Origin of the sequence: Streptomyces sp. PTY087I2 (assembly GCF_001687325.1) — a bacterium.
GTDB lineage: Bacteria > Actinomycetota > Actinomycetes > Streptomycetales > Streptomycetaceae > Streptomyces.
The window spans coordinates 41,203-65,573 of sequence record NZ_LZRD01000005.1 but is presented as its reverse complement, the minus strand read 5'-3'; the positions used below and the strand labels follow the sequence as shown (position 1 = coordinate 65,573).

The following is a 24,371-nucleotide window of genomic DNA, read 5'->3' as shown; positions in this document are numbered from 1 at the left end:
GATATGTCGACGATTCTGGTGGTGTCCGGTACGGGCACGGAGATCGGCAAGACCGTGGTGACCGCTGCTGTGGCGGCCGCCGCGCGGGGGCGCCGGGTCGCGGTGCTCAAGCCCGCGCAGACCGGGCTCGCCCCCGGGGAGCCGGGCGACGCGGCCGAGGTCGCGCGTCTGGCGGGCAGTCATGTGACGGCGGTCGAACTGGCCCGGTTCCCCGAGCCGTTGGCCCCGGCCACGGCGGCCCGGCGGGCGGGGCTCGCGCCGGTGCGGCCGTTCGAGGTCGCCGAGGCGGCTCAGAAGCTGGCCACCGAGCACGACCTCGTGCTGGTGGAGGGTGCGGGCGGGCTGCTCGTGCGGTTCGACGACGAGGGCGGGACCCTCGCGGACGCGGCCCGGCTGCTGTCCGCTCCGGTGCTGGTGGTGTCCCCGGCGGGTCTGGGCACGCTGAACGCCACCGCGTTGACGGCCGAGGCGCTGCGGAGCCGGGGGCTCGGCTGCCGGGGTGTGGTGATCGGCAGCATGCCGGCGGAGCCGGACCTCGCGTCCCGGTGCAACATCGAGGACTTGCCGGTGGCGGCCGGTGCGCCGCTGCTGGGCGCGGTGCCGGCCGGCGCGGGCGCACTGCCGGGCGCGGACTTCGCGGCGGGCGCGGCGCGGTGGCTCGCGCCGGAACTGGGCGGAAGCTGGGCTCCGGGACGGCACTGAGGCCACGGACCGGTCGGGCCCGTTCCGTCAGGGCCCGTTCGGTAAGGCCCGGACCGGTAGGGCCCGTTCGGTGAGGCCTGGACCGGTAGGACCCATTCCGGTAAGGCTTCGGGCTGCCCGGGGGCTGCCGGGCCGGACGCCGCGGGGCTCCCCGGAGGCCACTGACCGGACCTCGCGGGGCTGTCCGGGCGCTACCGGACCATGCGTCCCGGGCCGCCCGGGGGCTATCCGGAGGCGATTCGGGGGAGAATCGCCTCAGACAGGCCTACGACACCCCCTAGGTGCCCACGCCCTCTCCGTAACGGAGGTCCGTCATGCAGTTGCGCAGCAGGAAGCTCCCCCGGGACGCCGTGCACCACCCGGTCTTCGCCCGCTTCTACGCCCGGTTCAGCGTGGCCGCCGATCTGCGGGGCGGCGTCGCCGCGTACCGCGAGGAGCTGCTGTCGGGGCTCTCCGGCCGGGTCATCGAGGTCGGTGCGGGAAACGGGCTGAACTTCGCCCACTACCCCGGCGCCGTCTCGGAGGTCGTGGCGCTGGAGCCGGAACGCTCGCTGCGGCAGCTCGCGGTCCGCGCCGCCCTGCGCGCCGAGGTGCCGGTGGACGTGGTGCCAGGGGCGGCCGAGGCGCTGCCGGTCAAGAGCGAGGCGTTCGACGGGGCGGTGGCGTCCCTGGTGTTGTGCACCGTACGGGATCTGCCCCGGGCGCTCGCCGAGATCAAGCGGGTCCTGCGGCCGGGCGGCGAGCTGCGGTTCTTCGAGCACGGGCTGGCGCCGGGGCGGGCGCTGGCGACGGCGCAGCGGGCGGCCGACCGGACCCTGTGGCCGCTGCTCTTCGGCGGCTGCCACACGGCCCGGAACCCCTTGGCCGCGATCGAGGCGGCGGGCTTCGAGCTGGGCACGTACCGCAGGCTGCGCATTCCGGAGACGGGCCTTCAGATGCCCTCGTCGCCCTGTGTCCTGGGCGTGGCCCGCAAGCCGTTCACGGAAGACGGGGGCTGAACGAGGACGGGGACTGAAGCCTCACACGCTCCACCGGCGCAGCTCGTCGGCGATCGCCCGTACGTCCGCCTTGCCCTGCTTCACCAGCAGCGCCAGATCGCGGACCTGCTCGGGCGAGGTGATGACCTTGAGCCCGGAGGCGACGAGGTAGCCGTACGCGACGGCCGAGGCGAACATCGCGTTGGAGTGTTCGAGCGCGGGCACATGCAGCAGCAGCTGCAACAGGGCGGCCGCCCGTGCGTGCGGGTCGCTGTAGACGGTGCTGCCGAAGATCTCCGCGTCGTGCCGGGCCACGGCGGCGACGAGCGCGCCCCAGTCGACGACCTGCGGGTCTCCGGGCGTCTTGTGCTCGGCGACCATCAGCAGCCAGGAGAGGTCGATCCGCAGGTTCAACGGGTGCCTTCGCGCTCCGGGCCGAACTCCTCGGCGAACACCGACTCGTACTGCTTCATGAAGTCGGCCGCGGCCTCGACGAAGGTGTGTCCCGCCTCGCCCGCGTCCCGCTGGACGAGTTCCTCTATGTAGCGGTTCACGCTCATCCCCCTCTCCAGCGCGCGCTGCCGCGCGGCCTCGGCGGTGGCCTCGTCCACTCGGACGTTCAGCTGTGTCTTGGGCACCCGACCACGCTAGCGCGGTCGCGCTAGCACCGGCAAGGGGAGCGTGCGACCGCCATCCGGAATGCGATCGACGCCCCGGTGCGGCGGATGGTGGGATGGCCGCCATGAACGATCTTTCGATGTCGATACGGTCCGCGACCCCGGCCGATCTGGACGAGGTCCTCGCCTTCTGGAAGGTGGCCGCCGAGGGCACCAGCATCAGCGACGACGGGGACGGGGTCGCCCGCCTGGTGGAACGGGACCCCGAAGCGTTGATCCTGGCCGAGCGGGAGGGGGTGCTGGTCGGCACGGTCATCGCGGGGTTCGACGGCTGGCGCTGCCATCTCTACCGCCTCGCGGTCCACCCGGACCAGCGGCGCCGGGGCGTGGGGAGCGCCCTCCTCGCGGCGGCGGAGGAACGGTTCACCGCTCTGGGCGGGCGGCGCGCCGACGCCATGGTCCTCGACCGCAACGCCTCGGCCCACCACGCCTGGCGCGCGGCGGGGTATGGGCCCGAGCCGCAGTGGAGCCGCTGGGTGAGGCATCTGACGGACTGACGCGGTAGGAGAGGGCCGCTGCTGGGCAGACGCCTACGATGACGTGCTCCTCCGGCTCCTCCGACACCGCGCGGTCCCCCCGCCCCTGCCCGATCATGGGACGGAGGTGAACCGATGACCGAAGTGCTTCTGCTGCTCGTCGCCCTGCTGCTCTGCGTCGCCTGCGGCGCGTTCGTCGCGGCGGAGTTCTCCCTGACCACGGTGGAGCGCGGCGAACTCGAACGGGCTGTCGAGCGGAGCGAGCGGGGTGCCGCGAGCGCGCTGAAGGCCGTCCGGAGTCTCACGTTCCAGCTCTCGGGGGCCCAGCTCGGCATCACCGTCACCAACCTGGTGATCGGCATGCTCTCCGAGCCGTCCATCGCCAAGCTGATCCGCGGCCCCGTCGAGGCGGCGGGGCTGCATCCCGCCGCCGCGTCCACCCTGGCGCTCGTCATCGGTACGGCGCTGTCCACGGTGGTCCTGATGGTGGTCGGCGAGCTGGTCCCGAAGAACTGGGCGATCTCCTCCCCGCTGGCCGTGGCCAAGGCGGTGGCGACACCGCAGCGCGGGTTCACGGCGGTGTTCCGGCCCTTCATCAGCCATCTGAACAACACCGCCAACCGGATCGTGCGCCGCTTCGGTCTGGAGCCGACCGAGGAGCTGGCCTCCGCCCGCAGCCCGCAGGAGCTGGTGGCGCTGGCCCGGCACTCCGCGAAGGAGGGCGCGCTGGAGGCGGACACCGCCGAGCTGTTCGTCCGCACCCTGAACCTCTCGGAGCTGACGGCGGAGAACGTGATGACCCCGCGGGTCCAGGTGACCGCGCTGGACCTGCACGCGACGGCCGAGGATGTCGCCAACGCCACGCGGGCGACCGGTCTGTCCCGCTTCCCCGTCTACCGGGGCAGCCTGGACACCGTGGTCGGCGTGGCCCATATCAAGGACGTGCTGGCGATCCCCGCCGACCGGCGGCCCCGGACCCGCGTCTCGGAGCTGCTGCGCGAGCCCCTGCTCGCACCGGAGACGCTCACCGTGGACAGGCTGCTGGACCGGCTGTCCGGGAAGCTCGCCATGGCCGTGGTGATCGACGAGTACGGCGGTACGGCCGGGGTCGCGACGCTGGAGGACATCGTGGAGGAAGTCGTCGGCGAGGTCCGCGACGAACACGATCCGCACGAGACGCCCGATCTCGCCGCCGCCGGTGAGGACGCCGACGGCCGCACCCTGTGGTCGGCCGACGGGGCGGCGCGCACCGACCAGCTCCGCAGGATCGGTCTGCGGGTGCCGGAGGGGCCCTACGAGACCCTCGCCGGGCTGATCGCCGCCGAGCTCGGGCGGATCCCGACGGTGGACGACAGCGTCGAGCTGGCGGGCTGGCGGATCGATGTGGTGGACGCGTCGGGCCGCCGGGCCGCGCGGGCCCTGCTGCACGCCCCGCTGCCGGGGTCCGAGGACCGGACGGAGGACGGACGGTGATCGTTCTCCAGCTCTTCATCGGTCTGCTGACCCTCGTGGCCAACGCCTTCTTCGTGGGCGCCGAATTCGCCCTGATCTCGGTGCGCCGCAGCCAGATCGAACCGGAGGCCGAGGCCGGCAACCGGCGGGCCCGCAGCGTCATCTGGGGCCTGGAGCACGTATCGGCGCTGCTCGCCGCCGCCCAGCTCGGCATCACGCTCTGCACCCTGGTGCTGGGCATCGTCGCCGAACCGGCCATCGCGCATCTGCTGGAGCCGGTCTTCGACGCGGTCGGGGTGCCGCACGGCCTGGTGCACCCGCTGTCGTTCGTCATCGCGCTGAGCGTGGCGACGTATCTGCACATGCTGCTGGGCGAGATGGTCCCGAAGAACATCGCCCTGGCCGAACCGGCCCGGAGCGCCCTGCTTCTGGGTCCGCCGCTGGTCGCGATGGCCCGGGCCCTGCGGCCGGTGATCTTCACGATCAACGCGTTCGCCAACGCGCTGCTGAAGCTGTTGCGGGTGGAGACGAAGGACGAGGTCTCCGCGACGTTCTCGGACGACGAACTGGCCCGGATGGTGCAGGACGCGGGGGACGCCGGGCTGGTCGACGACCGTTCCGCGCAACGCCTCCACCATGCTCTGGAGCTGGGCCGCCGGCCGGTGCGGGACGTGGTGATGCCGGTCGACCGGGTGCTGTACGCGAGGGTCGGCACGACCCCGGAGGAGCTGGAGCGGCTCTCGTCCGAGTCCGGGTTCTCCCGCTTCCCGGTGATGGACAGCGAGCAGCGCATCCTCGGCTACCTCCATGTGAAGGACGCCCTGGACGCCACGCCCCGCGACGTTCCCTTCCCGGTGTCGGCGATGCGGCCGATCGCCCGGGTCCGGGCGGCGACCCCGCTGGACGACGCGCTGACCGCGCTGCGCCGCAGCCGGACCCATCTGGCGGCGGTCCTCGACGAGGACGGGCGGCTGGCGGGCATGGTCACGATGGAGGACGTGCTCCGCGAACTCGTCGGACGGCCGGGGTCCCGCTGACCTCCCGGCCGACCGGCTGGCCTACCGACCTACCGACCGGTACGCTCATCGGGCCATGGAATTGAATGCCTCCTACACCAGTCTCGTCGCGGTCGGCGACTCGTTCACCGAGGGCATGTCCGACCTGCTCGCCGACGGTACGTACCGCGGCTGGGCCGACGTCCTCGCCGCCCGGCTCGCGGTCCGGTCCCCCGGTTTCCGGTACGCCAATCTCGCCGTACGCGGAAAGCTCATCGGCCAGATCGTCGACGAGCAGGTGGAGGCGGCGGCCGCGCTCCGGGCCGATGTGGTCACGCTCGTCGGCGGCCTCAACGACACCTTGCGACCCAAGTGCGACATGGGGATGGTCAGGGGTCGGCTCGAAGAGGCCGTGGAGCGTCTCGCACCGACCTGCAAGCAGCTGGTGCTGATGCGCAGCCCCGGCCGCAGCGGGCCGGTGTTCGACCGGTTCCGCCCCCGGGTGGAGGCGCTGTTCGCCCTGATCGACGAGCTGGCCGGGCAGCACGGCGCCGCGGTGGTGGACCTCTACTCCGCGCCCTCGATCGCCGACCCCCGGATGTGGGACGTCGACCGGCTCCACCTCACCGCCGAGGGCCACCGGCGCGTCGCCGAGGCCGTCTGGCAGACGCTGGGGCTGCCGGCGGAGCTGGACTGGCGTGCGCGGATGCCCGCGACCGCGCCGCCGCGCTGGGCGGCCCGGCGAGCGGAGGACATCCGCTTCGCCCGGCAGCACCTGGCCCCCTGGATCGGACGGCGGCTCACCGGCCGTTCCTCCGGCGACGGACGCTCGGGCGCCCAGTTCGACGCGGCGACGGGCCAGGCCTTCTGGATCACGCCCGCGGACGCCGAGACCCCCGGCCCGGTGACGGAGTGGCGCCGGGCCGCCTCCCCCGCACCCTCGTAGCGGCCCTCCCTCGTGCGTGGCCGGCCCTCCCTCGTAGCAAGCCACAAACGGGGGCGCGGCGCTGGCCTGCACGAATCGCCAGTAGAATCCGTCTACGTGAACGCCGTGTCTGCGAAGCCTCGCATCCCCAATGTCCTGGCCGGCCGCTACGCCTCCGCGGAGCTGGCCGTCCTCTGGTCCCCCGAGCAGAAGGTGAAGCTGGAGCGTCAGCTGTGGCTGGCGGTGCTGCGCGCTCAGAAGGACCTCGGGATCGAGGTGCCCGACGCGGCGCTGGCCGACTACGAGCGGGTGCTGGACCAGGTGGACCTGGCCTCCATCGCCGAGCGCGAGAAGGTCACCCGGCATGACGTGAAGGCCCGGATCGAGGAGTTCAACGCCCTCGCCGGTCATGAGCAGGTCCACAAGGGCATGACCTCGCGGGATCTGACGGAGAACGTCGAGCAGTTGCAGATCCGCCTCTCGCTGGAGCTGATGCGCGACCGCACCGTGGCCGTGCTGGCCCGGCTCGGCAAGCTCGCGGCGGAGTACCGCGAGCTGGTGATCGCCGGACGCTCGCACAACGTCGCCGCGCAGGCGACGACGCTGGGCAAGCGCTTCGCGACCGCCGCCGACGAGCTGCTGGTCGCCTACGGCCGCCTGGAGGACCTGCTCTCCCGCTACCCGCTGCGCGGGATCAAGGGCCCGGTCGGCACCGCGCAGGACATGCTGGACCTGCTCGGCGGCGACGCGGGCAAGCTCGCCGAGCTGGAGCAGCGCATCGCCGGGCATCTCGGCTTCGCCGAGGCGTTCACCTCGGTCGGCCAGGTCTACCCCCGGTCGCTCGACTACGACGTGGTCACCGCCCTGGTGCAGCTGGCCGCGGCGCCCTCGTCGGTGGCGAAGACCATCCGGCTGATGGCGGGCCACGAGCTGGTGACCGAGGGCTTCAAGCCCGGCCAGGTCGGCTCGTCCGCGATGCCGCACAAGATGAACACGCGCTCCTGCGAGCGGGTCAACGGTCTGATGGTGATCCTGCGCGGCTACGCCTCGATGACGGGTGAGCTGGCGGGCGACCAGTGGAACGAGGGCGACGTGTCCTGCTCCGTGGTCCGCCGGGTGGCGCTCCCGGACGCGTTCTTCGCGTTCGACGGCCTCCTGGAGACCTTCCTGACGGTGCTGGACGAGTTCGGCGCGTTCCCCGCGGTCGTGGCGCGCGAGCTGGACCGCTACCTCCCCTTCCTGGCCACCACCAAGGTCCTGATGGGCGCCGTACGGGCCGGGGTCGGCCGTGAGCTGGCGCACGAGGCGATCAAGGAGAACGCGGTCGCCTCCGCCCTCGCGATGCGGGAGCAGGGCGCCGAGCGCAACGAGCTGCTCGACAAGCTCGCCGCGGACGAGCGGATCCCGCTGGACCGCGCGCAGCTGGACGAGCTGATGGCCGACAAGCTGTCGTTCACGGGCGCCGCCGGTGACCAGGTGACGTCGCTGGTCGCCCGGATCGAGGAGATCACCAAGCAGCACCCCGAGGCCGCGGGCTACACCCCCGGCTCGATCCTCTGACCGGCGCCGCCGTCACCGTACGGCCCCGAAGCCGTACGAATTCCGAGGTCGCATGACGCCCGAAGAGCTCAACGCCGCCCGTGGCCGCATCGTCGCCGATGTGGCCGCGGACGGTCTGCGCGTGCTCTTCTGCGGCATCAACCCGAGCCTGACGACCGCGGTGACGGGCCACCACTTCGCCCACCCGGGGAACCGGTTCTGGCCGGTCCTGCACCGCTCCGGTTTCACCCCGCGGCAGTTGCGTCCGGCGGAGCAGGGCGAGCTGCTCGGCCTCGGACTCGGGATCACCAACGTGGTGGCGCGGGCCACGGCCCGGGCGGACGAGCTGGACGCGGAGGAGTTCCGCAAGGGCGGGGCCGACCTGACCGCCAAGGTCGAACGGCTCGCCCCACAGTGGCTCGCCGTGGTCGGCATCACCGCCTACCGCACGGCCTTCGGGAAGCCCAAGGCCCGCATCGGCCGGCAGGAGCGCACGATCGGCGGCGCCCGCGTGTGGGCCCTCCCCAACCCCAGCGGCCTCAACGCCCACTGGACGGTGCAGAGCATGGCCGAGGAGTACGCCCGCCTCCGGGAGGCCGTGCTCGACTGCTCCTCCCCTCCGGGAGGCTGTGCTCACCCGCCCCTCCCCGCCGGCCGGCCGACCGTCGGCCCGGCACTGACCGACTGAGGCGAGCCCGCCGCCTCCTTTCGGTTTGGGCCTCACGCGTCCCGGTTGCGGACCGCCCACCAGCCCGCCAGGAGCGCTGCCGACGCCCATGCGGTTGCCACTACCAGGCCCGTCCATGGCCCCAGGCCGTCTCCCGGATTCTGGTGCAGCACCGCCTGCCCGGCGCGGTCGGGCAGATACCGCACGACCGCGGTGGCGACGTCCACGAGCACGAAGGGGACGATCAGAAGGAGCGGTATGAGCAGACTGAGCACCGCGACAGCGCTGCGCATGAGTGCCGCGAGACCTGCCGCGAGCAGCGCCATCAGCGCGAGATAGACCCCTCCTCCGATGGCGGCGCGCAGCGCACCGGGGTGCCCCAGGCCGATCGCGTGCTCCTCCAGGAAGAGTTGCCCCACCAGGAACGTCGCGAAGCTGGTCACCAGCCCGATGACGAGCGTCGCCCCGCCGATCGCCGTCATCTTCGCCGCGTAGAAGAGGGAGCGGCGGGGAACCGCGGCGAGCGATATACGCAGGGCTCCGTTGAGGAACTCCGAGGAAACCGCGGTCGCTCCGAACGCGATGGCCGCGATCTGCCCGAAGTTCAGTGCGAAGAAGGCGTTGAGGACCGCATCGGATCCGGCCCGCTCCGCCTGCTCCTGGCCGACGGTCCCGAGGACGAGCACGGTGACGATGAGGGTGATGGCGAAGACGGCCATCAGGGAGCCGTAGGCCGACCGTATCGACCTGATCTTGATCCACTCGGAGTGGAGTACTGCCGTCAAGGTCATGTTCACGCCTCCGTGCGGTCGCGGGTGGTCGTTGCGGCGAAGGGGGTGTCGTCGGCCGTGAGGTCGAGGTAGGCCTGTTCCAACGTGGCCCGTTCATCGCCCAGTTCGAGCAGGGGAATGCCCTCGGCGGCGGCGATCGCTCCGATCTCTTCCGCTGTGACGCCGTCGATCGTCCAGCGGTCGTCCTCGGCCTGTATCCCGGTCAGACCCCTGGTGGTCAGCGCCGGGCGGAGCCTGCCGGGTTCGGTCGTGCGCAGGCGTACACGGGGGCGGCTGCGGGAGTCGAGGAACTCCTTCATCGGCATGTCGGCGAGCAGGCGGCCCCGGCCGAGCACCACCAGGTGGTCGGCGAAGGAGGCGGTCTCGTTCATGAGGTGGCTGGAGACCAGCACCGTCCGGCCCTCGCGGGCGAGTCGTTTCATGAGTTCGCGGATCCAGATGATGCCCTCGGGGTCCAGCCCGTTCGACGGCTCGTCCAGCATGACCACCTGCGGGTCGCCGAGCAGGGCGGCCGCGATCCCAAGACGCTGGCGCATGCCGAGGGAGAAGGACTTGATGCGCCGGGTGCTCACGTCGCCGAGTCCGGTCTCCTCCAGCACTGCCGCCACCCGCGACATGGGTATGCCGTTGCTCACGGCGAGTGCCGACAGGTGGCTGCGCGCTGTGCGTGAGCCGTGCGCGGCCTGGGCGTCGAGCAGGGCGCCGACGGTGCGCAGCGGTTCGGGGAGCTCCGCGTAGGGCCGCCCGCCGATCGTGGCGGAGCCGCCGGTCGGCCGGTCCAGGCCGAGAACGAGACGCATGGTCGTGGACTTGCCGGCGCCGTTGGGGCCGAGGAATCCGGTGACCCTGCCCGGTCGCACGCGGAAGCTGAGGCGGTCCACCGCACGGGTGGTTCCGTACTCCTTGGTGAGTTCGTGGACGTCGATGCTGGTCATGTCTTCGAGCCTGGCCGGTGCGGCGGGTGTGCCGCTTCCCCCGCCGGCGGGGTTCGTCTCCCTCTCATGGGGGAGCCGGTCCGCTCGGCCCGCTGGGACGATGAGGACATGCACCGCATCCTCACCCCGCTGACCAGCGCGGTCACTTACAGCCGCTGGTTGCACATGTTCATTCCGGCCGCCGCTGCCAGCGTGTGGTTCTTCATCTCCGACCAGCTCTGGATGCCCCTGCTCTTCGCGGTGCCGGTGGGCCTCATACCCGCGATGCGTCTCGAGGAGGGCCTACAGGCGCAGTTGCTGCTGACTCCGTCCGAGCGCGGGCAGCCCGACGCCTCCATCGCGGTGGCGTCCTCGGTCAGTTGGGCCGAGCGGTGGCGGACCGTGCTCTGGCTGGAGGTGCGGCTCCTGATATCGGCCGCCGCGATTTTGGCCCTGTGGTTGCCCGTGGCCTCGATCGAGCTCGTCCTTTCGGTGACGGGCAGGCCTCCGGGCGGGCTGGTGGAAGGTTTGAGCCCGCACTGGTGGAACGTGCTGCTCGCACCGCTGCCGATCGTTCCGCTGCTCGTTCTCGTGGTGCTCGGGGGCCGGCTCAGTACGGCCGCCGCCCGGTGGCTGCTGGGCCCCTCGCCGACGGACCGGCTGAGTGTGCTGGAGGAGCTGACCGAGCAGTTGCTGGAGCGCAATCGCATGGCTCGGGAGCTGCACGATTCCATCGGCCATGCGCTGACGGTGGCGGTGGTGCAGGCCGGTGCGGCGCGGGCGGCGAACGATCCCGTCTTCACGGAGCGGGCGCTGGCCGCCATCGAGGAGACGGGCCGCGATGCGCTGGAGGACCTGGAGCGGGTGCTGCGGGTGCTGCGCGAATCCGGCACACCCGTGAGCCGGCGGCCGACGCTGAGAGAGGCGGAGCGGCTTCTGGACTCCGCGAGAAGTTCCGGGGCGACGGTGGATGCGCGGGTGTCCGGGGATCTCGGCCTGGTCCCGGCACCGGTTTCCCGGGAGGGGTATCGGATTCTTCAGGAGAGTCTGACCAATGTGCTCCGTCACGCGGGACCGGTTTCCGTCCGGGTGAGCATCACGGTGGCCGACGAGCGGCTGGAGCTGGAGGTGGTCAACCCGCTGTCCGGGACGGCCGGTCTGCCGGGGAGCGGCAGTGGACTGCGCGGTATACGGGAGCGGGCCGCGTTGCTGGGCGGGAAAGCACGGACGGAGTCGCGGGAGGGTGAGTGGCGGGTGCGCGTGAGCCTCCCTCTGGACGGCATACGCTGGTCGGATGCCCTTCACCGTTCTTCTGGTCGATGACGAGCCCTTGGTGCGCGCCGGTCTGCGTGCCGTCCTGGAGGCCCAGCCCGATATCGAGGTGGTGGGTGAGGCGGCGGACGGCGCCGCGGTGATCCCCCTGGTGAACCGGTTGCGGCCCGACGTGGTGGCGATGGATGTGCGGATGCCGCTGATGGACGGCATCGAGGCGACCCGGCTGGTGCTGCGTACGGTGCCGGATCCTCCGAAGATCCTGGTGGTGACGACGTTCGAGAACGACGAGTACGTGTACGAGGCGTTGAGGGCGGGGGCGGACGGCTTTCTGCTCAAGCGCGCCAGGCCGGCGGAGATCGTGCACGCCGTGCGGCTGGTGGCCGAGGGTGAATCGTTGCTGTTTCCGGCGGCGGTCCGGCAGCTCGCCGCCGAGTACGGGACGGACAAGGCGCGGGCCGCCCTCGATCGGGCGGCACTCACCGACCGGGAGGCGGCAGTGCTCCGGCTGATGGCCCGAGGGCTGTCGAACGCGGAAATCGCGGCCGACCTCGTCGTCGGGATCCAGACGGTCAAGACCCATGTCAGCTCGGTCCTGGCGAAGTTGGGCGCGCGGGACCGCACGCAGGCGGTCATCGCCGCCTACGAGTCCGGATTCGTCGCCCCGGGGTGACCCAGGTTGCGGCTCGGTACCGGCTTTCCTCGCTGGTCGCAGGGGTCCCGGCCAGCGAGTACGATCCGGCAGAACATGCGCACGAGCTGGGAGGACATACCGTGGGCCGGCTGACCGGTGGGGACCCGTCGCTGTTGCGGCGGATCAATTCCGCGGTAGTGCTGCACGCCCTGAGGGGGGCCGGCGCGCCGACGCTGACGGACCTGACGCGGATCACGGGGCTGTCCCGGCCGACGGTCGAAGGGGTCGTCGAGGGGCTTTTCGAAGCGGGTCTCGTGGTCGAGGCCGTGCCCGACGAGAGCGAGGCGCGACGCCAGGGACGCCCCGCCCGGAGGTTCCGCTTCCGGGCCGAGGCGGGACACCTCCTGGGTGTGGAGATCGGCCCGCACCGGGTCTCAGCGCTCATCTCGGGGCTGGACGGTCGGATCATCGGGGCCGGCTCCCGCGTGGTGTCGGAGACCGCCGGCGCGGACGACCGGCTCGACCAGGTCCGGGCCGTCATCGCGGACGTGCTGCGCCGCACCGGAGTGGCCCGGAGCAGTCTGCGCGCGGTCGGCGTGGGCAGCCCCGGGATCGTGGAGGCCGACGGCACCGTACGGCTGGGCACGGCCCTGCCGGACTGGACCGGCCTCCCTCTCGGGGAGCGGCTGCGTCGTTCGTTCCGCTGCCCCGTACTCGTCGAGAACGATGCCAACGCCGCCGCGGTGGCGGAGCACTGGAAGGGTGCGGCCACCGAGTCCGACGACGTGGTCTTCGTCCTGGCAGGGCTGAGCCCCGGTGCGGGCTCTCTGATCGGCGGGCGGCTGCACCGGGGGTTCGGCGGGGCCGCCGGGGAGATCGGCGCACTGCACCTGCTGGGCAGGGAGCTGACGCCGGAGCATCTGCTGTCGACGACGGACACACCGCTGGACCCGCTGGACGAGCAGGCGGTGGCCGTGGTGTTCGCCAAGGCCAAGGAGGGCGACGCGGGGGCCCAGGCGGCGGTCGAGCGGTTCGTTCAGCGGCTGGTGCACGATGTGGCGGCGCTGGTGCTGGCGCTCGACCCGGAGCTGGTCGTGGTCGGCGGCTGGGCCGCCGGACTGGACGGGGTGCTGGAACCCCTCCGCAAGGAGCTGGCCCGCTACTGCCTGCGCCCGCCCCGGGTGACCCTGTCGCTGCTCGGAGAGGCCGCCGTCGCGACGGGGGCCCTGCGGCTGGCCCTGGACCATGTCGAAGAGGAACTGTTCGCCGTCGAGGGAGCCGTGACGGCCCGCCGCTGACCGCGCGTCGGGGGCGGGCGGGGCAGGGCGGAGCGCGTCGCCGGGCGCGGGCGGGCCGGGACGGAGCGCGTCAGGCGTAGGCGGGCCGGGGACTAAGTGCCTCTGGCGCGGGCGCGGGCGGGCCGGGGACTGAGCGGGTCAGACGCAAGCAGACCAGGACGACGCGCGACAGGCGCAAGCGGGCCAGGGACTGGGCGGCGGCAGGCGTGGGCAGACCTGGACCGAGCGCGTCACGCGCAGGCTGGCCTCAACGACTCGCGCCCGCCGTTCTCCCCCGAGAACCGAAGTCGTCGGGAAGAACGGCGGGCGCGGGGTCCAGCGGGCCGCCGGTGTCAGGAGGCCTGGCGCTCCGGCTGGTCGTCGTGGCTGATCTCCAGCGCGCCGGAGTCTCCGAAGGTGAGCCGGCAGGTGTCCGCGCGGTAGGTGGCGACCGAGACGGCCGCCGTACCGTCCACGGTGAAATACCGGGTGGTGACGACGAGGACGGGGGCGCCGGGGAGCCGGTCCAGTTCCTTCGCGTCGTCCGCCCGCGCGGAGCCGAGCTCCACGGAGCGGTCCTGGCCCTGGAGCCCGAGCCGGTGCAGCTCGCGCAGGACGCTCCGGGCGCGGACGGCGCCGGACGGGGCCTCGATGGCGGAGAGGTCGGGGACCGAGGAGGCGGGGACGTACAGCAGCTCCGCCGCTACCGCCTGCCCCTGGGTGTCGCGGATCCGGCGCACCACGTGCACCGGCTCGGCGGGGTCCGTTCCGAGCATCGCGGCCACCGGCGCCGGGGCCTTGCCCATGGTGCTGTCGAGCGGCTGCCAGGCCTCGCTGCCGACGCCGTCCGCCCACTCCCGCTGGTCGGTGGAGACGGCGACACCCACGCGCGGCGGGGCGACGGTCGTCCCGACACCACGGCGGCGTTGCAGTCTGCCTTCGAGTTCGAGCTGCTCCAAGGCCTGCCGGAGCGTGGCTCGCGCGACACCGAACCGCGCCGCGAGGTCCCGCTCGTTGGGCAGGATCTCCCCCACCGCAAAGTCCGAGTCGAGTGCCTCACTGAGCACGGTCTTGAGGTGCCAGTACTTCGGCTCCTGTACCGATTCCAGCTGCGTGGTCCCCACCCTGTCCTCCGCAATCGCCCGGCGCCAATTCCGCGACGTTATTTATTAAAGGTTCCTGCCTTAAGTGGAGACCCTAGGACGGCATACCCCCTTGGTCAAGACCAATCCTTATTCCGTAACGGAACGAAACGGGACTCTGGCGCAGAGCGTTCACACGACGTTCGCGGTGCCGTGAGGCGAGCGCAGCACAAAGCCCCGCCATCGCGATGGACGGCGGGGCTCTGACCAGGCACGCGGCAGACCCGTGGGACTGATGGGGACCGGGACGGCCCCTGGCGCGTGCGGCTATTCGACAGGCAATCCGGAGAGCTTGTCCGGATTACGAATGATATAGGCGCATTGAATGACACCTTGGCTGACTTCGATCTGAAAGACGGTGTCGGCTTTCCCTCCACTGAAGAAGACCACGGCGGGTCCGCCGTTGAGCTCCATGACGCGGACCTCCCCGTCGGGGTCGACTTCGCCCGCCACCGCGAAGAGGAAGCGGCCGACCTTGTCCGCGGTCTCGATGACCCGCAGCGCCGCCTTCGCCTTGCCCCCGCCGTCGGTGACGAGCCGGACGTCCGGGGCGAGCAGGGCGAGCAGCTGCTCGATGCCGCCTCCGGAGGCGGCGGCCAGGAAGCGTTCGGTGAGGTCGCGCCGTTCGGCCGGGTCCACGTCGTAGCGCGGCTTGCGCTCCTCCACGTGTCGCCTGGCGCGGCCCGCGAGCTGCCGGACGGCCGCCTCGGTACGGTCCAGGGTGGTGGCGATCTCGGCGTACGGGAATCCGAAGGCCTCCCGGAGCACGAACACCGCGCGCTCCAGCGGCGAGAGCGATTCGAGGACGACCAGCACGGCGAGCGAGACGGATTCGGCGAGGACGGCGCGTTCCGCGGTGTCGGGCAGCGTGGGCCCGAAGTCCGTGACCACCGGCTCCGGCAGCCAGGGCCCCGGGTACGTCTCCCGGCGCGACTGAAGATGCCTGAGCCGGTCGATGGCCAGCCGGGTGGTGATCCGTACGAGAAAGGCCCGCGGCTCCCGGACGTCCTCGCGGCCCGCCGCCGCCCACCGCAGCCACGCTTCCTGGACGACGTCCTCGGCGTCGGCGACGCGGCCGAGCATGCGGTAGGCGACACCGGTGAGGACGGGCCGGTGCTCTTCGAAGATCTCGGTCGCGACGTCGACGGTCATCGATCCATCCCAGCCCACGGGCCACGGGGTGTCCAGCGGGAATCGCCGAGCCTCTTGAACTGCAAGCTACCCGACGGTAATTGTTATTGACGAGATGTCTACCCACTCCAGGGAGCGGCAGCATGACCACCACGGTCTCCTTCACCGTCGCCACGGCCGACGGCCCCCGACCGGTCTCGGTCGCGTACGAACGGACCGGCTCGGGCGAACCGTTGCTGCTCCTGCACGGCATCGGCCACCACCTCCAGGCCTGGGACCCGGTGACGCGGATCCTGGCCGCCGAGCGTGAGGTGATCGCCGTCGACCTGCCCGGCTTCGGCACCTCGCCCGCGCTGCCGGACGGAGTTCCGTACGATCTCGCGACCGTCGGCCCGGTCCTCGGCGCCTTCTGCTCCGAACTCGGCCTGGACCGCCCCCATGTGGCCGGGAACTCGCTGGGCGGGCTGCTCGCGCTGGAGCTCGGCCGTACCGACATGGCGCGGTCGGTGACCGCCCTGTCCCCGGCGGGCTTCTGGACGGAGGCGGAGCGGCTCTACGCCTTCGGCACCCTGCGGGCGATGCGCCGGAGCGCGCTGGCCCTGCCGGTGCCGCTGATCGAGCGCCTGTCGCGCAGCGCGGCGGGCCGGACGGCCCTCACCAGCACCATCTACGCCCGGCCCGGCCGGCGTTCACCGGAGGCCGCCGTCGCCGAGACGCTCGCCCTGCGCGAAGCGACCGGCTTCCACCAGACGCTGGAGGTCGGCCGGGACACCCTCTTCGGTGATGACGTGAAGGGCATCCCCGTCACCGTCGCCTGGGGCACCCGCGACCGGATCCTGCTGCGCCGGCAGGGGATCCGCGCCAAGCGGGTCATCCCCGACGCCCGGCTCGTGCGGCTGCCCGGCTGCGGGCACGTTCCGATGAACGACGACCCGGCGCTGGTGGCCCGCGTCATCCTGGACACCAGCCGCTGAGCGGTCGCGCGGGGCTTCCGGCGTGGGGCGCTCCGGTGTGCGGCCTTCTGGTGTGGGGCGCTCAGGCCGTCCGCCGGAGGTTCCGTCCCGTCCGCCGGGGGTCATGCGCCGTCCGCCGGGGGTTTCGCGCCGTCCGCAAGGAGTTCCGCGTCGGCCGAGGACGCCGGAGCCGTACGCCACACCGGCGCCGACCAGAAGGCTGCCCGCGCCCTGTGCCAGGCCGTACGTCCCGGCTCCGACCACGGGGGCGGTCAGGGCGGCGGAGACCGGGATCAGCCCGGAGAAGAGCGTGGCGCGTTCCGCACCGATGCGCTGCATCCCGCTGTACCAGCAGACGAACCCGATCACGGTGACGACGACGGCCTGCCACAGCAGGGCCGTCGCCTCGCCGCCCGTCGGGACCCGCAGGAACGAGCCGCCGTCCAGCAGCAGACCGAGCAGCGCCGACTCGACGGCCGCGACGCCGCAGACCGTCGCGGAGAGGAGTTTCGGGCCCAGCGGCCGCAGAACCGGAACGGCCAGGACCGCGAAGCCGACCTCGCCCGCGAGCGCGCCCACCGAGAACAGCACGCCCGCCAGGTCGGTGCGCCCCCAGCCCTGGACGGTGAACGCCCCGACGGCGACGAGGCCCGCCGCGTACAGCGTGACGCGGGACGGACGACGGCCGTCGAGCAGCGGGACGAGTACGCCGACCACGATCGGCGCACAGCCCACGAAGACGCCCGGAACAGCCGGTTCCGCCGTCTGTTCGGCCGTCAGGACCGCCAGGTTGAACCCGACCATGCCCACGGCGGCGAGCAGGGCGATCCGCCCCCACTGGCGGCGGGTGAGGCGTCGGAGCCGGGCCGTCGCGGAGTCGGGGTCGCGGCGCAGGAACGGAATGAGCAGCAGCGCGGCGAGACCGTAGCGGAGTGCCTGGCCGCCCGCGAACGGGTAGTCGCCGAGGACGCTGTTGGCCGTGAAGGAGGCCCCCACCAGCACACACGCGAGGGCCGCGAGAAGGGCCCCGCGCAGAGAGGTTGCGTTCATGGGGCCGACGCTAGGGTCGGCGACGGACCGGTTTAAGGTCCACTTCCATGACGAGTTCGGGGACCAATTCGGGGCCGGATCCCGGCGCCGGGACGGAGGCCGAGTCGGGAGCTGGGTCGGGGGCCGGTTCGGGGAGCGATCCGCATCGCCCGACGGCGGAATCGCTCTCTCCGGCCTGGGAGTTGCTGCTGCCCGCCGCTGCCGCGCCGGCGCGCGGGCGGGGGCGCGCGCTGCGGTCCGCGCTCCGGGAGGCGGTCCGCTCCGGCCGGCTCGCGGGCGGCACGCGGCTGCCCTCCAGCCGTGAACTCGCCGGGTTGCGGCGCTGCCAACGGGCCTACCGGGAACGCCGGGACGCGATGGTGGCCGCGCTCGACGAGCACTTCCCCGGCACGGCGGTCAGCGGGATCGCGGCGGGGCTGCACATCATCGCCCGGCTGCCCGCACGGTACGGCCCCGAGGACGTCTTCCTGGAACGGGCGGCGGGGGCGGGCATCGCGCTGCGACCGCTGCGCGACTGCGGAACGGCCGGCTCCGAGGACGGCACCCTGCCGCTCGTTCTCGGGTACGCCCATCTCGCCCCGGGCGACATCGCCCGGGGAGTCGCGGCGCTGGCGGAGGCATGGCGGACCGGACGGGCCGGCTCCGGCTCCGGCTGACCGGCAGCCGGTGTCGACGGGCTGGGGCACGACCGGCCGGGAGCGGCCACCCAGTCTCGGCCGACCGACGGCCGGTGCCAACCGACGGCCAGCGCCAACCGGCGACCGGTGCCGCCGGTCAGGCCCGACCGCCCGGCCTCGAATGCCCACCGGCCCGGCCGACGGGCGCAGTTCACCCGGGGTTCGGGCTCCGGCCGCCGCAGGGCACTAGGCATGGCGCAGACCGGCTCCGTACCGGGCGGGCCGTGCCCTTCCCCGTACAGTGCACCGCCCGACCACCTCCCTGGAGGCGCTTCGATGTCCCACCGTCCGCACCGTCCGCTCGTTTCCTCTCCCGGCCGTCGTGCCGTCCTGCGCGGTTCGCTGATCGCCCCGGCGGCCCTCGCCCTCCCGACCGCGGTCGCATCGGCGGCTCCCGCGCTGCACCTGGCGGGGCGGCCCGAGGCGTCCTGGGGTGTGCAGGTGGGCGGCGTCACCTCTTCGTCGGCGCTGCTGTGGGTGCGCTCGGACCGGCCGGCCCGGATGCTGGTGGAGACCTCGGCGACCGAGTCGTTCCGGCGGGTCCGCAGGTGGCACGGGCCGTCGATCGGGCCCGGCACGGACTTCACGGGGACCACGCCGCTGTACGGGCTGCCGCCGGGCGAGCAGGTGCACTACCGTGTGACGCTCGCCGATCCGGCCGATCCGCGCCGTACCGGAAAACCGGTGTACGGGACGTTCCGCACGGCTCCGGCGCGGCGCCGGTCCGGGGTGCGTTTCCTGTGGTCGGGCGATATCGCGGGCCAGGGCTGGGGCATCAACCCGGACATCGGCGGCTACCGGGTGTACGAGGAGATGCGCCGCCTGGACCCGGACTTCTTCCTGTGCAGCGGCGACAGCATCTACGCGGACGGTCCGCTGGAGGAGAGCGTGACGCTGCCGGACGGCCGGATCTGGCGCAACGTCATGACCGAGGAGAAGGCGAAGGTCGCCGAGACGCTGGACGAGTACCGGGGCAACTTCCGCTACAACCTGCTCGACGGGAACGTCCGCCGCTTCAACGCGCAGGTGCCGTCCGTCGTGCAGTGGGACGACCACGAGGTGCGCAACAACTGGTATCCCGGCCAGATCCTCGACGACGCCCGCTACACCGAGAAGAACGTGGACATCCTCGCGGCGCGCTCCGTGCGGGCCTTCCACGAGTACGTGCCGCTCGCCCCTTCGCACGGTTCCGGGCGCCGGTCACGGATGTACCGGGTCGTCCACCACGGTCCGCTGCTCGACGTGTTCGTGCTCGACATGCGGTCGTACCGCAACGCCAACTCCCCCAATCGGCAGCCCGACGACACGACGGGCATCCTCGGCGCCGAGCAGCTGCGGTGGCTGAAGCGCTCGCTCGCCGCCTCCCGGGCGGAGTGGAAGGTGATCGCCGCCGACATGCCGCTCGGCCTGGTGGTCCCGGACGGTGCGACGGACTTCGAGGCCGTGGCGCAGGGCGACCCCGGGGCCCCGCTCGGGCGGGAGCTCCAGATCGCCGAGCTGCTCCGCTTCGTCAAACACCGCGGGATCACCGGCACGGTGTGGCTGACGGCCGACGTCCACTACACCTCGGCCCAGCACTACGCGCCGGAGCGGGCGGCGTTCAAGGACTTCGCCCCGTTCTGGGAGTTCGTGTCGGGCCCGCTGGCCGCGGGCGGCTTCCCGGCCAATGCGCTGGACGGCACGTTCGGCCCCGACCGGGTCTTCGTGCGGGCCCCCGACCGGGCCAATGTCTCGCCGATGGAGTCGCCCCAGTATTTCGGCGAGGTGGAGATCGACGGGGGCAGTGCGGAACTGACGGTGCGGCTGCGGGCTGAAGGAGGGTCGGTGCTCTTCACCAAGGTGCTCCGGCCGGGCCGCGTCGGCCAGTAGACAGGGGCTTCGGAGGGCGAACGGCGGCTTCGGCGAGGGCCGTTGTCAGTGGTGGGTTCTACGCTTTTTTCCATGAGCCGATCCGTTCAGGCCTTGGCCTACGCACGCCCGTCCACCCTGGAGTCCTCGCAGGTGGGGCCCTCCCTCGGTCTGGAGACCGCAGGAGGGCTCACCCCGCGCGGAGCCGAGGCGCATCCGCGGTTCTTCGCGGGCTTCCTCTCCGATCCGCGCATAGCGGCGCGCGGGCTGCTGGCGGTGGCGGACGTGGCCGCCGCCCGCTACTACCAGCGCACGCTGCCCGCCTCGCTGGACCCGGTGGTGACGGGGAACGGGGACCGGCTGCGGTTCGAGTCGTTCTCCGGCTGCTGCGGGGTGTACGCCCGGCTCGATGTGCTCCAGGAGGGGCTGGACGGGCAGGAGACGGGCCACGGGACGACGAATGTGGATGTGAACGCTCCGCTGCGGGAGGCGCTTTCGCGGATTACGGCGGACGATCCGCTGCATCTGCGGGTGGGACCCGATGAGCTTGCGGTGACCACGCTGGACGGTCCGGTGGTGGAGAAGAAGGTGCCGCTGCCCGACCGGTGGCTGCGCGGTTTCGCGGAGGCGCAGGTCGCCTCGGCCGGATTCGATCTGCGGGCCGAGCTGACGGCGGCGCGGGCGGTGGCGTTCCTGCGTTCGCTGCCCCGCACCCCGTCCTCGGGGAACGCCGCGCGCGGCGCCCGGTGGGTGGTGGCGTCGGGCGGGTCCCTGCGCCCCACGACCCGGCCGGTGCCGGGCGCGGTGTGCCTGCCGGGCCCGGAGCGGCTGGCGGCGTTGCAGCGGGTGCTGCGCGACGCGACGGCCCTGCGGGTGTACGGGCCGGTGGCCGACGGTGCGGCGGCGGCGAGCGCCTGGGAGGTGGTGCTGCCCGGGATGCGGCTCACGCTGACGCTCTCCCCCGATTCCGCGCGGGGGTTCTCGGGCGAGGGCGGCGTCCTGGAGGCGCTGGCCACGGATGACGCGGCGGCCGACGCGGAGCTGGTGTCGGTGCTGCTCGCCTGGGAGCCCCGGATCGAACCGGCGTCGCTGGCCGAGCAGTCGGGGCTGAGCGTGGAGCGGGTGCGGGCCGCGCTGACCCGGCTGGGCACGGCGGGCCGCGTGGGGTACGACCTGGCGGACGCGGCGTACTTCCACCGCGAGCTGCCGTACGACGCGGACCGGGCGGAGCGGCACAATCCGCGGCTCGTGGCCGCCCGGCGGCTGGCCGGTGAGGGCGCGGTGTCCCTCGACGGTTCGCGGGCGACGGTCGCTTCCGGGGACCGCCGCTACCACGTGCGGGAGAGCGGTTCCACGTTCAGCTGTACGTGTCAGTGGTGGGCGGACTACCGGGGGCGTCGGGGGCCCTGCAAACACGCGCTCGCCGTGCGCATGGTCCGCCGGGGTGCGACGGTCGCCGGAGGTGCGCGATGAACGAGCTGCTGACCGCCGTGCGGGCGGGACGTCACCACGATGTGCCGCCGCTGGTGCTCGCCCTGGACCGGCCGGGCCGCCGTTCCGCGCTCGCCGAGCTGAAGGAGCTGCGCAAGGAGGTGCGGGGCTGGGACTGGCGGCGGCGCGACCGGATCCGCAAGGCGCTGCTGGTGGCCGGCGCGGGCTGTCACACCGGGGCGGCGGCGTGTGCCGCCTGGATCGGCGGCCGTGATCTGCGTGACTGGACCCGTTCCCCGTATCCGTTGATCCTCGCCTCGCTGAAGGATCGCGATCCGGCGTGGCTCGGCGACCTCGCCCACCGCTTCGCGGGGCGCTCGGCCCTGTCCGACGCGGAGTACATCTTTGTCGGCGAGCTGACGCGGATCGCCCGGGTCCCGATCCCCGTCACGGACAACCTGGTGACGGGCTGGACGGAGCTGGTCGGCGCGGCGCGCTGGCGGCACCGGACCCGGCGTCCGCTGACCGAGGTCCTGCGGGACGATCCGCACACCGCTGTATTGGCGCCCCGGCTGTTCGAGATGGCGGAGTTGCCACCGCAGGTCGATTTCTACGACGCACCGGATCCGCAGGACCACTGGCCGGGAGCGCTGTGCACGCTGGCCGAGGAGGGGGTGCTCGACCGGTCGTATCTGGTGGAGCGGTGCGTGGCGCGTCTGATGCGCGGCGGCAAATCCGTCGACCAGCGGTTCTTCCTGGCCGTTCTCCAGCGGCTGGAGGCCACGGAGGACGAGGAGAAAAGCCATCTGCGGGACTGGACGGCGATGGCGGCGGACGGCATCGCCCCGGTCGCCTCGCACGCGCAGCAGGTGCTCGTACGGCTCGACGCGCGGGGTGAGTTGCCGGTCCGGGAGCTGGCGGACGTGTCGGGGGCGGTCCTCTTCCGCCAGGAGAAGAAGCTGGTACGGGCCCAGCTGACCCTGCTGGGGAAGGTGCTGCGCCGGGACTCCTCGACGGCGGATGAGCTTCTTCCGGCGGTCGCCGAGGCGTTCGGCCACGAGGCCATCGATGTCCAGGAGCGGGCCCTGAAGCTGGTCGCCCGGTATCTCCCCGCCGCCACCGGTCCGGAGGTGCGGGAGCTGCTGGCCTCGGCCGCCGCGCAGTTGGGCCCCGTGCACCGGGAGGCGGTCACCACCCTGTTCGGCGGTCTCGTGGAGGAGGTGCCGCAGGAGACGTACGAGGAGTTCCTGCCGCCCGCGCCGGTGCTGCGGCGTCAGGAGCCGGCGCCGGAGACCGTGGCCGAGTTGGTCGAGGAGGTGGCGGCCCGGGTGAAGGCGCATGCGTCGGAGCGCTGGATCCCGGCGTCGGCCGTCCTGGACACCTCGGCCGGGATCACCGGATTCGAGCGGGCGCTCGACGGTCTCGTCCGGCTGGCCCGGAGCGACCGGGAGGAGCTGACGGGGAGCTTGCGGGAGGCGCTGGCCGGGGTGCATTTCGTCGAGCACGGCCTGTCTCCGTACATGGTCGATCCGCGGGGTATCTCGACCTCGCACGGGCTCTCCGTCGTGGTGGCCTCGCTGCTGGGCCTGGTCTCCGAGCGGGACAGGGTCGCGTGGCGGGCGAAGACGGTCGTGACGGGGTCGGACGCCTGTGCCCATGCCGCGCTCAACGGGGTGCTGCTCGACCGGGTGTGGGAGGCGTCGGAGGCGATAGCGGCCGGGCGGGTGCCGTTCCTGCTGGCGACGCCGACCTGGCACACGGGGGCGGTCGAGGCGGCCGAGCTCGTGGAACGGCTGCGAACCTACCGGGAGCTGGGTGTCCACCCGGGTCCCGCCGACTTCGCCCAGGCCCTGCTGCGGGTCCGTCGAAGTGACCGCCCCGAGCGGGCGGAGGCCGCCGCGGCGGCCGAGGCTCTGGGGACCGGCGAGGGCGACCGGCTGGCCGCCTGGATCCGTGCCGAGGAGTCGGTGGCCCCGGTGCTGCGGCATCCGGCGACCGCCGTCTCCCGCCCCTCGGAGGGCACTTGGTGGCAGCGGAAGACGACCGGGGCCCGTCAGGTGCTGCTGGCCACCCGCGAACGGCTGGTGATCCAGCGCGAGTTCCCGGAGGCCTTCCACTGGCTGGGCCGGGCCCAGCTCCCCCGCGCCCAGGAGTGCTACCACTGGGGTCCCGAACGGTCCTCGCACTGGACGGCCACCCTGCCCGGCGATCCGGAGACGCTGGCCGCCTGGCTGATGCCGGACCTGATGTTCGCCGCCGATCAGGGGCAGCGGGGAGCCGTCGGGTTCCTGCCCGCGCTGGCCGAGAGCGCGGGCGAGATCGGCGGGGCGATGCATCTCGCGCTGGCCTACGGACTCGGCGCCCGGCACCCGGAGGACCGGACGGCGGCGGTGGACACGCTGCTCGTGCTGGCCGCGCGGGGGCGGCTGGACGGGGCGTTGCTCGGGCGGGAGCTGGCGATCCTGGTCGACCGCGACCTGGTGAAGGTGAACCGTACGGCCGACGCGCTCGGCACGGCGGCCGCCACCGGCGCCTGCCGGACGGTGCTGACCGTGCTGGCGGCGATGCTGCCGGGCCTCCTGGCGTACGAGAAGACGCCCCGGGGACTCGGGGATCTGCTGTCCGTGGCGGCCGAGTGCGCCGAGCGCTGCGGTACGGGCGGGATCGAGCCGATAGCGGGGCTCGCGGCGACAGCGGGGCGCAAGGGCTCGTCCCAGACGGTCCGCCAGGCCGCCCGGCTGCTCGCCGCGTTCGGAGAGCGGAAGGATCAAGGAACGGCGCCCCGGAATCTGACCGAAAAGCGACGATAGGGGACCAGATCAACACGTAACCCATCAGTCA

21 protein-coding genes and 2 pseudogenes are annotated in these 24,371 nt (G+C 72.7%); 16 read left to right on the top strand and 7 right to left on the bottom strand.

Annotation, left to right across the window (positions count from 1 at the left end; genetic code table 11):
* The first annotated feature begins 3 nt into the window (after window positions 1–3).
* On the top strand, window positions 4–702 hold the full coding sequence (gene bioD, locus A3Q37_RS06595; protein WP_065478894.1) for a dethiobiotin synthase: 699 nt from the start codon (window positions 4–6) through the stop codon (window positions 700–702).
* A 314-nt stretch (window positions 703–1,016) separates the two neighbouring features.
* Window positions 1,017–1,700, top strand: a complete 684-nt coding sequence (locus tag A3Q37_RS06590) for a class I SAM-dependent methyltransferase (protein ID WP_065478892.1) — start codon at window positions 1,017–1,019, stop codon at window positions 1,698–1,700.
* 21 nt (window positions 1,701–1,721) lie between these two features.
* Here A3Q37_RS06590 and A3Q37_RS06585 read toward each other — a convergent pair whose 3' ends face one another.
* Together A3Q37_RS06585 and A3Q37_RS06580 are read right to left on the bottom strand one after the other, a co-directional pair.
* The gene (locus A3Q37_RS06585; protein ID WP_065478889.1) at window positions 1,722–2,093 is read right to left on the bottom strand and encodes a fic family toxin-antitoxin system, toxin component; all 372 of its coding nucleotides are present in this window, start codon (window positions 2,091–2,093) and stop codon (window positions 1,722–1,724) included.
* Window positions 2,090–2,317, bottom strand: coding sequence for an antitoxin (locus A3Q37_RS06580; protein ID WP_065478886.1), 228 nt, complete (start codon window positions 2,315–2,317; stop codon window positions 2,090–2,092). Before A3Q37_RS06580 ends, A3Q37_RS06585 begins: the two co-directional genes overlap by 4 nt.
* A gap of 95 nt (window positions 2,318–2,412) precedes the next feature.
* Between A3Q37_RS06580 and A3Q37_RS06575 the strand changes: the two genes are divergently transcribed.
* From A3Q37_RS06575 to mug, 6 genes are all read left to right on the top strand, one after another.
* Window positions 2,413–2,853 (top strand): GNAT family N-acetyltransferase, encoded by a 441-nt coding sequence (locus A3Q37_RS06575; RefSeq protein ID WP_065478883.1) that lies wholly within the window; start codon window positions 2,413–2,415, stop codon window positions 2,851–2,853.
* A 114-nt stretch (window positions 2,854–2,967) separates the two neighbouring features.
* Window positions 2,968–4,305, top strand: a complete 1,338-nt coding sequence (locus tag A3Q37_RS06570) for a hemolysin family protein (protein WP_065478880.1) — start codon at window positions 2,968–2,970, stop codon at window positions 4,303–4,305.
* A complete protein-coding gene (locus tag A3Q37_RS06565) occupies window positions 4,302–5,321 on the top strand; it encodes a hemolysin family protein (protein WP_065478877.1) in 1,020 nt (339 codons plus the stop codon). The genes A3Q37_RS06570 and A3Q37_RS06565 overlap by 4 nt, the downstream gene beginning before the upstream one ends.
* Window positions 5,322–5,376: 55 nt before the next feature.
* Window positions 5,377–6,225 carry an SGNH/GDSL hydrolase family protein gene (locus tag A3Q37_RS06560; protein WP_065478875.1) on the top strand — a complete coding sequence of 283 codons (849 nt, stop codon included), beginning with the start codon at window positions 5,377–5,379 and terminating at the stop codon, window positions 6,223–6,225.
* A gap of 96 nt (window positions 6,226–6,321) precedes the next feature.
* A complete protein-coding gene (gene purB / locus A3Q37_RS06555; protein ID WP_006122910.1) occupies window positions 6,322–7,764 on the top strand; it encodes an adenylosuccinate lyase in 1,443 nt (480 codons plus the stop codon).
* A 52-nt stretch (window positions 7,765–7,816) separates the two neighbouring features.
* The gene (gene mug, locus A3Q37_RS06550; protein WP_065478868.1) at window positions 7,817–8,431 is read left to right on the top strand and encodes a G/U mismatch-specific DNA glycosylase; all 615 of its coding nucleotides are present in this window, start codon (window positions 7,817–7,819) and stop codon (window positions 8,429–8,431) included.
* Between the two features lie 32 nt (window positions 8,432–8,463).
* Here the strand turns inward: mug and A3Q37_RS06545 are convergent, their stop codons facing one another.
* Together A3Q37_RS06545 and A3Q37_RS06540 are read right to left on the bottom strand one after the other, a co-directional pair.
* Window positions 8,464–9,201, bottom strand: coding sequence for an ABC transporter permease (locus A3Q37_RS06545; protein ID WP_176711361.1), 738 nt, complete (start codon window positions 9,199–9,201; stop codon window positions 8,464–8,466).
* A 2-nt stretch (window positions 9,202–9,203) separates the two neighbouring features.
* Window positions 9,204–10,136, bottom strand: coding sequence for an ABC transporter ATP-binding protein (locus A3Q37_RS06540; RefSeq protein WP_065478862.1), 933 nt, complete (start codon window positions 10,134–10,136; stop codon window positions 9,204–9,206).
* A 108-nt stretch (window positions 10,137–10,244) separates the two neighbouring features.
* Between A3Q37_RS06540 and A3Q37_RS06535 the strand changes: the two genes are divergently transcribed.
* The 3 genes from A3Q37_RS06535 to A3Q37_RS06525 all read left to right on the top strand — a co-directional run bounded on the left by A3Q37_RS06535 (window position 10,245) and on the right by A3Q37_RS06525 (window position 13,319).
* A complete protein-coding gene (locus A3Q37_RS06535; RefSeq protein ID WP_065479530.1) occupies window positions 10,245–11,438 on the top strand; it encodes a sensor histidine kinase in 1,194 nt (397 codons plus the stop codon).
* Complete coding sequence (locus A3Q37_RS06530; protein ID WP_030623912.1) at window positions 11,410–12,060, top strand: response regulator transcription factor; 651 nt, start codon at window positions 11,410–11,412, stop codon at window positions 12,058–12,060. Before A3Q37_RS06535 ends, A3Q37_RS06530 begins: the two co-directional genes overlap by 29 nt.
* 101 nt (window positions 12,061–12,161) lie before the next feature.
* The gene (locus A3Q37_RS06525; RefSeq protein ID WP_065478859.1) at window positions 12,162–13,319 is read left to right on the top strand and encodes an ROK family transcriptional regulator; all 1,158 of its coding nucleotides are present in this window, start codon (window positions 12,162–12,164) and stop codon (window positions 13,317–13,319) included.
* Window positions 13,320–13,651: 332 nt separating this feature from the next.
* Here the strand turns inward: A3Q37_RS06525 and A3Q37_RS06520 are convergent, their stop codons facing one another.
* A complete protein-coding gene (locus A3Q37_RS06520) occupies window positions 13,652–14,422 on the bottom strand; it encodes a GntR family transcriptional regulator (protein ID WP_065478856.1) in 771 nt (256 codons plus the stop codon).
* Between the two features lie 285 nt (window positions 14,423–14,707).
* Window positions 14,708–15,592, bottom strand: coding sequence for an RNA polymerase sigma factor SigJ (gene sigJ / locus A3Q37_RS06515; protein WP_065478853.1), 885 nt, complete (start codon window positions 15,590–15,592; stop codon window positions 14,708–14,710).
* Window positions 15,593–15,714: 122 nt separating this feature from the next.
* Here sigJ and A3Q37_RS06510 point away from each other — a divergent pair, with 122 nt between their 5' ends.
* Entirely contained in the window at window positions 15,715–16,545 is an 831-nt protein-coding gene (locus A3Q37_RS06510; protein WP_065478850.1) for an alpha/beta fold hydrolase, read from the top strand.
* Window positions 16,546–16,731: 186 nt separating this feature from the next.
* Here the strand turns inward: A3Q37_RS06510 and A3Q37_RS35440 are convergent.
* Window positions 16,732–17,574, bottom strand: a pseudogene (locus A3Q37_RS35440) (DMT family transporter); the annotation flags it as partial.
* 314 nt (window positions 17,575–17,888) lie between these two features.
* Here A3Q37_RS35440 and A3Q37_RS06500 point away from each other — a divergent pair.
* From A3Q37_RS06500 to A3Q37_RS06485, 4 genes and pseudogenes are all read left to right on the top strand, one after another.
* Window positions 17,889–18,230 (top strand): annotated as a pseudogene (locus tag A3Q37_RS06500) (PLP-dependent aminotransferase family protein); the annotation flags it as partial.
* 297 nt (window positions 18,231–18,527) lie between these two features.
* Entirely contained in the window at window positions 18,528–20,120 is a 1,593-nt protein-coding gene (locus A3Q37_RS06495; RefSeq protein WP_065478844.1) for an alkaline phosphatase, read from the top strand.
* 72 nt (window positions 20,121–20,192) lie between these two features.
* Window positions 20,193–21,572, top strand: a complete 1,380-nt coding sequence (locus A3Q37_RS06490) for an SWIM zinc finger family protein (protein ID WP_065478841.1) — start codon at window positions 20,193–20,195, stop codon at window positions 21,570–21,572.
* Window positions 21,569–24,340, top strand: a complete 2,772-nt coding sequence (locus A3Q37_RS06485) for a DUF6493 family protein (protein WP_065478839.1) — start codon at window positions 21,569–21,571, stop codon at window positions 24,338–24,340. Before A3Q37_RS06490 ends, A3Q37_RS06485 begins: the two co-directional genes overlap by 4 nt.
* Window positions 24,341–24,371 lie beyond the last annotated feature (31 nt).

Excerpts from the sequence above, each read along its gene's own strand:
- bioD (WP_065478894.1), top strand. The coding sequence starts at position 4 with ATGTCGACGATTCTGGTGGTGTCCGGTACGGGCACGGAGATCGGCAAG.
- A3Q37_RS06590 (WP_065478892.1), top strand. The coding sequence starts at position 1,017 with ATGCAGTTGCGCAGCAGGAAGCTCCCCCGGGACGCCGTGCACCACCCG.
- A3Q37_RS06575 (WP_065478883.1), top strand. The coding sequence starts at position 2,413 with ATGGCCGCCATGAACGATCTTTCGATGTCGATACGGTCCGCGACCCCG.
- A3Q37_RS06570 (WP_065478880.1), top strand. The coding sequence starts at position 2,968 with ATGACCGAAGTGCTTCTGCTGCTCGTCGCCCTGCTGCTCTGCGTCGCC.
- A3Q37_RS06560 (WP_065478875.1), top strand. The coding sequence starts at position 5,377 with ATGGAATTGAATGCCTCCTACACCAGTCTCGTCGCGGTCGGCGACTCG.
- mug (WP_065478868.1), top strand. The coding sequence starts at position 7,817 with ATGACGCCCGAAGAGCTCAACGCCGCCCGTGGCCGCATCGTCGCCGAT.
- A3Q37_RS06545 (WP_176711361.1), bottom strand. The coding sequence starts at position 9,201 with ATGACCTTGACGGCAGTACTCCACTCCGAGTGGATCAAGATCAGGTCG.
- A3Q37_RS06540 (WP_065478862.1), bottom strand. The coding sequence starts at position 10,136 with ATGACCAGCATCGACGTCCACGAACTCACCAAGGAGTACGGAACCACC.
- A3Q37_RS06535 (WP_065479530.1), top strand. The coding sequence starts at position 10,245 with ATGCACCGCATCCTCACCCCGCTGACCAGCGCGGTCACTTACAGCCGC.
- A3Q37_RS06530 (WP_030623912.1), top strand. The coding sequence starts at position 11,410 with ATGCCCTTCACCGTTCTTCTGGTCGATGACGAGCCCTTGGTGCGCGCC.
- sigJ (WP_065478853.1), bottom strand. The coding sequence starts at position 15,592 with ATGACCGTCGACGTCGCGACCGAGATCTTCGAAGAGCACCGGCCCGTC.
- A3Q37_RS06510 (WP_065478850.1), top strand. The coding sequence starts at position 15,715 with ATGACCACCACGGTCTCCTTCACCGTCGCCACGGCCGACGGCCCCCGA.
- A3Q37_RS06495 (WP_065478844.1), top strand. The coding sequence starts at position 18,528 with ATGTCCCACCGTCCGCACCGTCCGCTCGTTTCCTCTCCCGGCCGTCGT.
- A3Q37_RS06490 (WP_065478841.1), top strand. The coding sequence starts at position 20,193 with ATGAGCCGATCCGTTCAGGCCTTGGCCTACGCACGCCCGTCCACCCTG.
- A3Q37_RS06485 (WP_065478839.1), top strand. The coding sequence starts at position 21,569 with ATGAACGAGCTGCTGACCGCCGTGCGGGCGGGACGTCACCACGATGTG.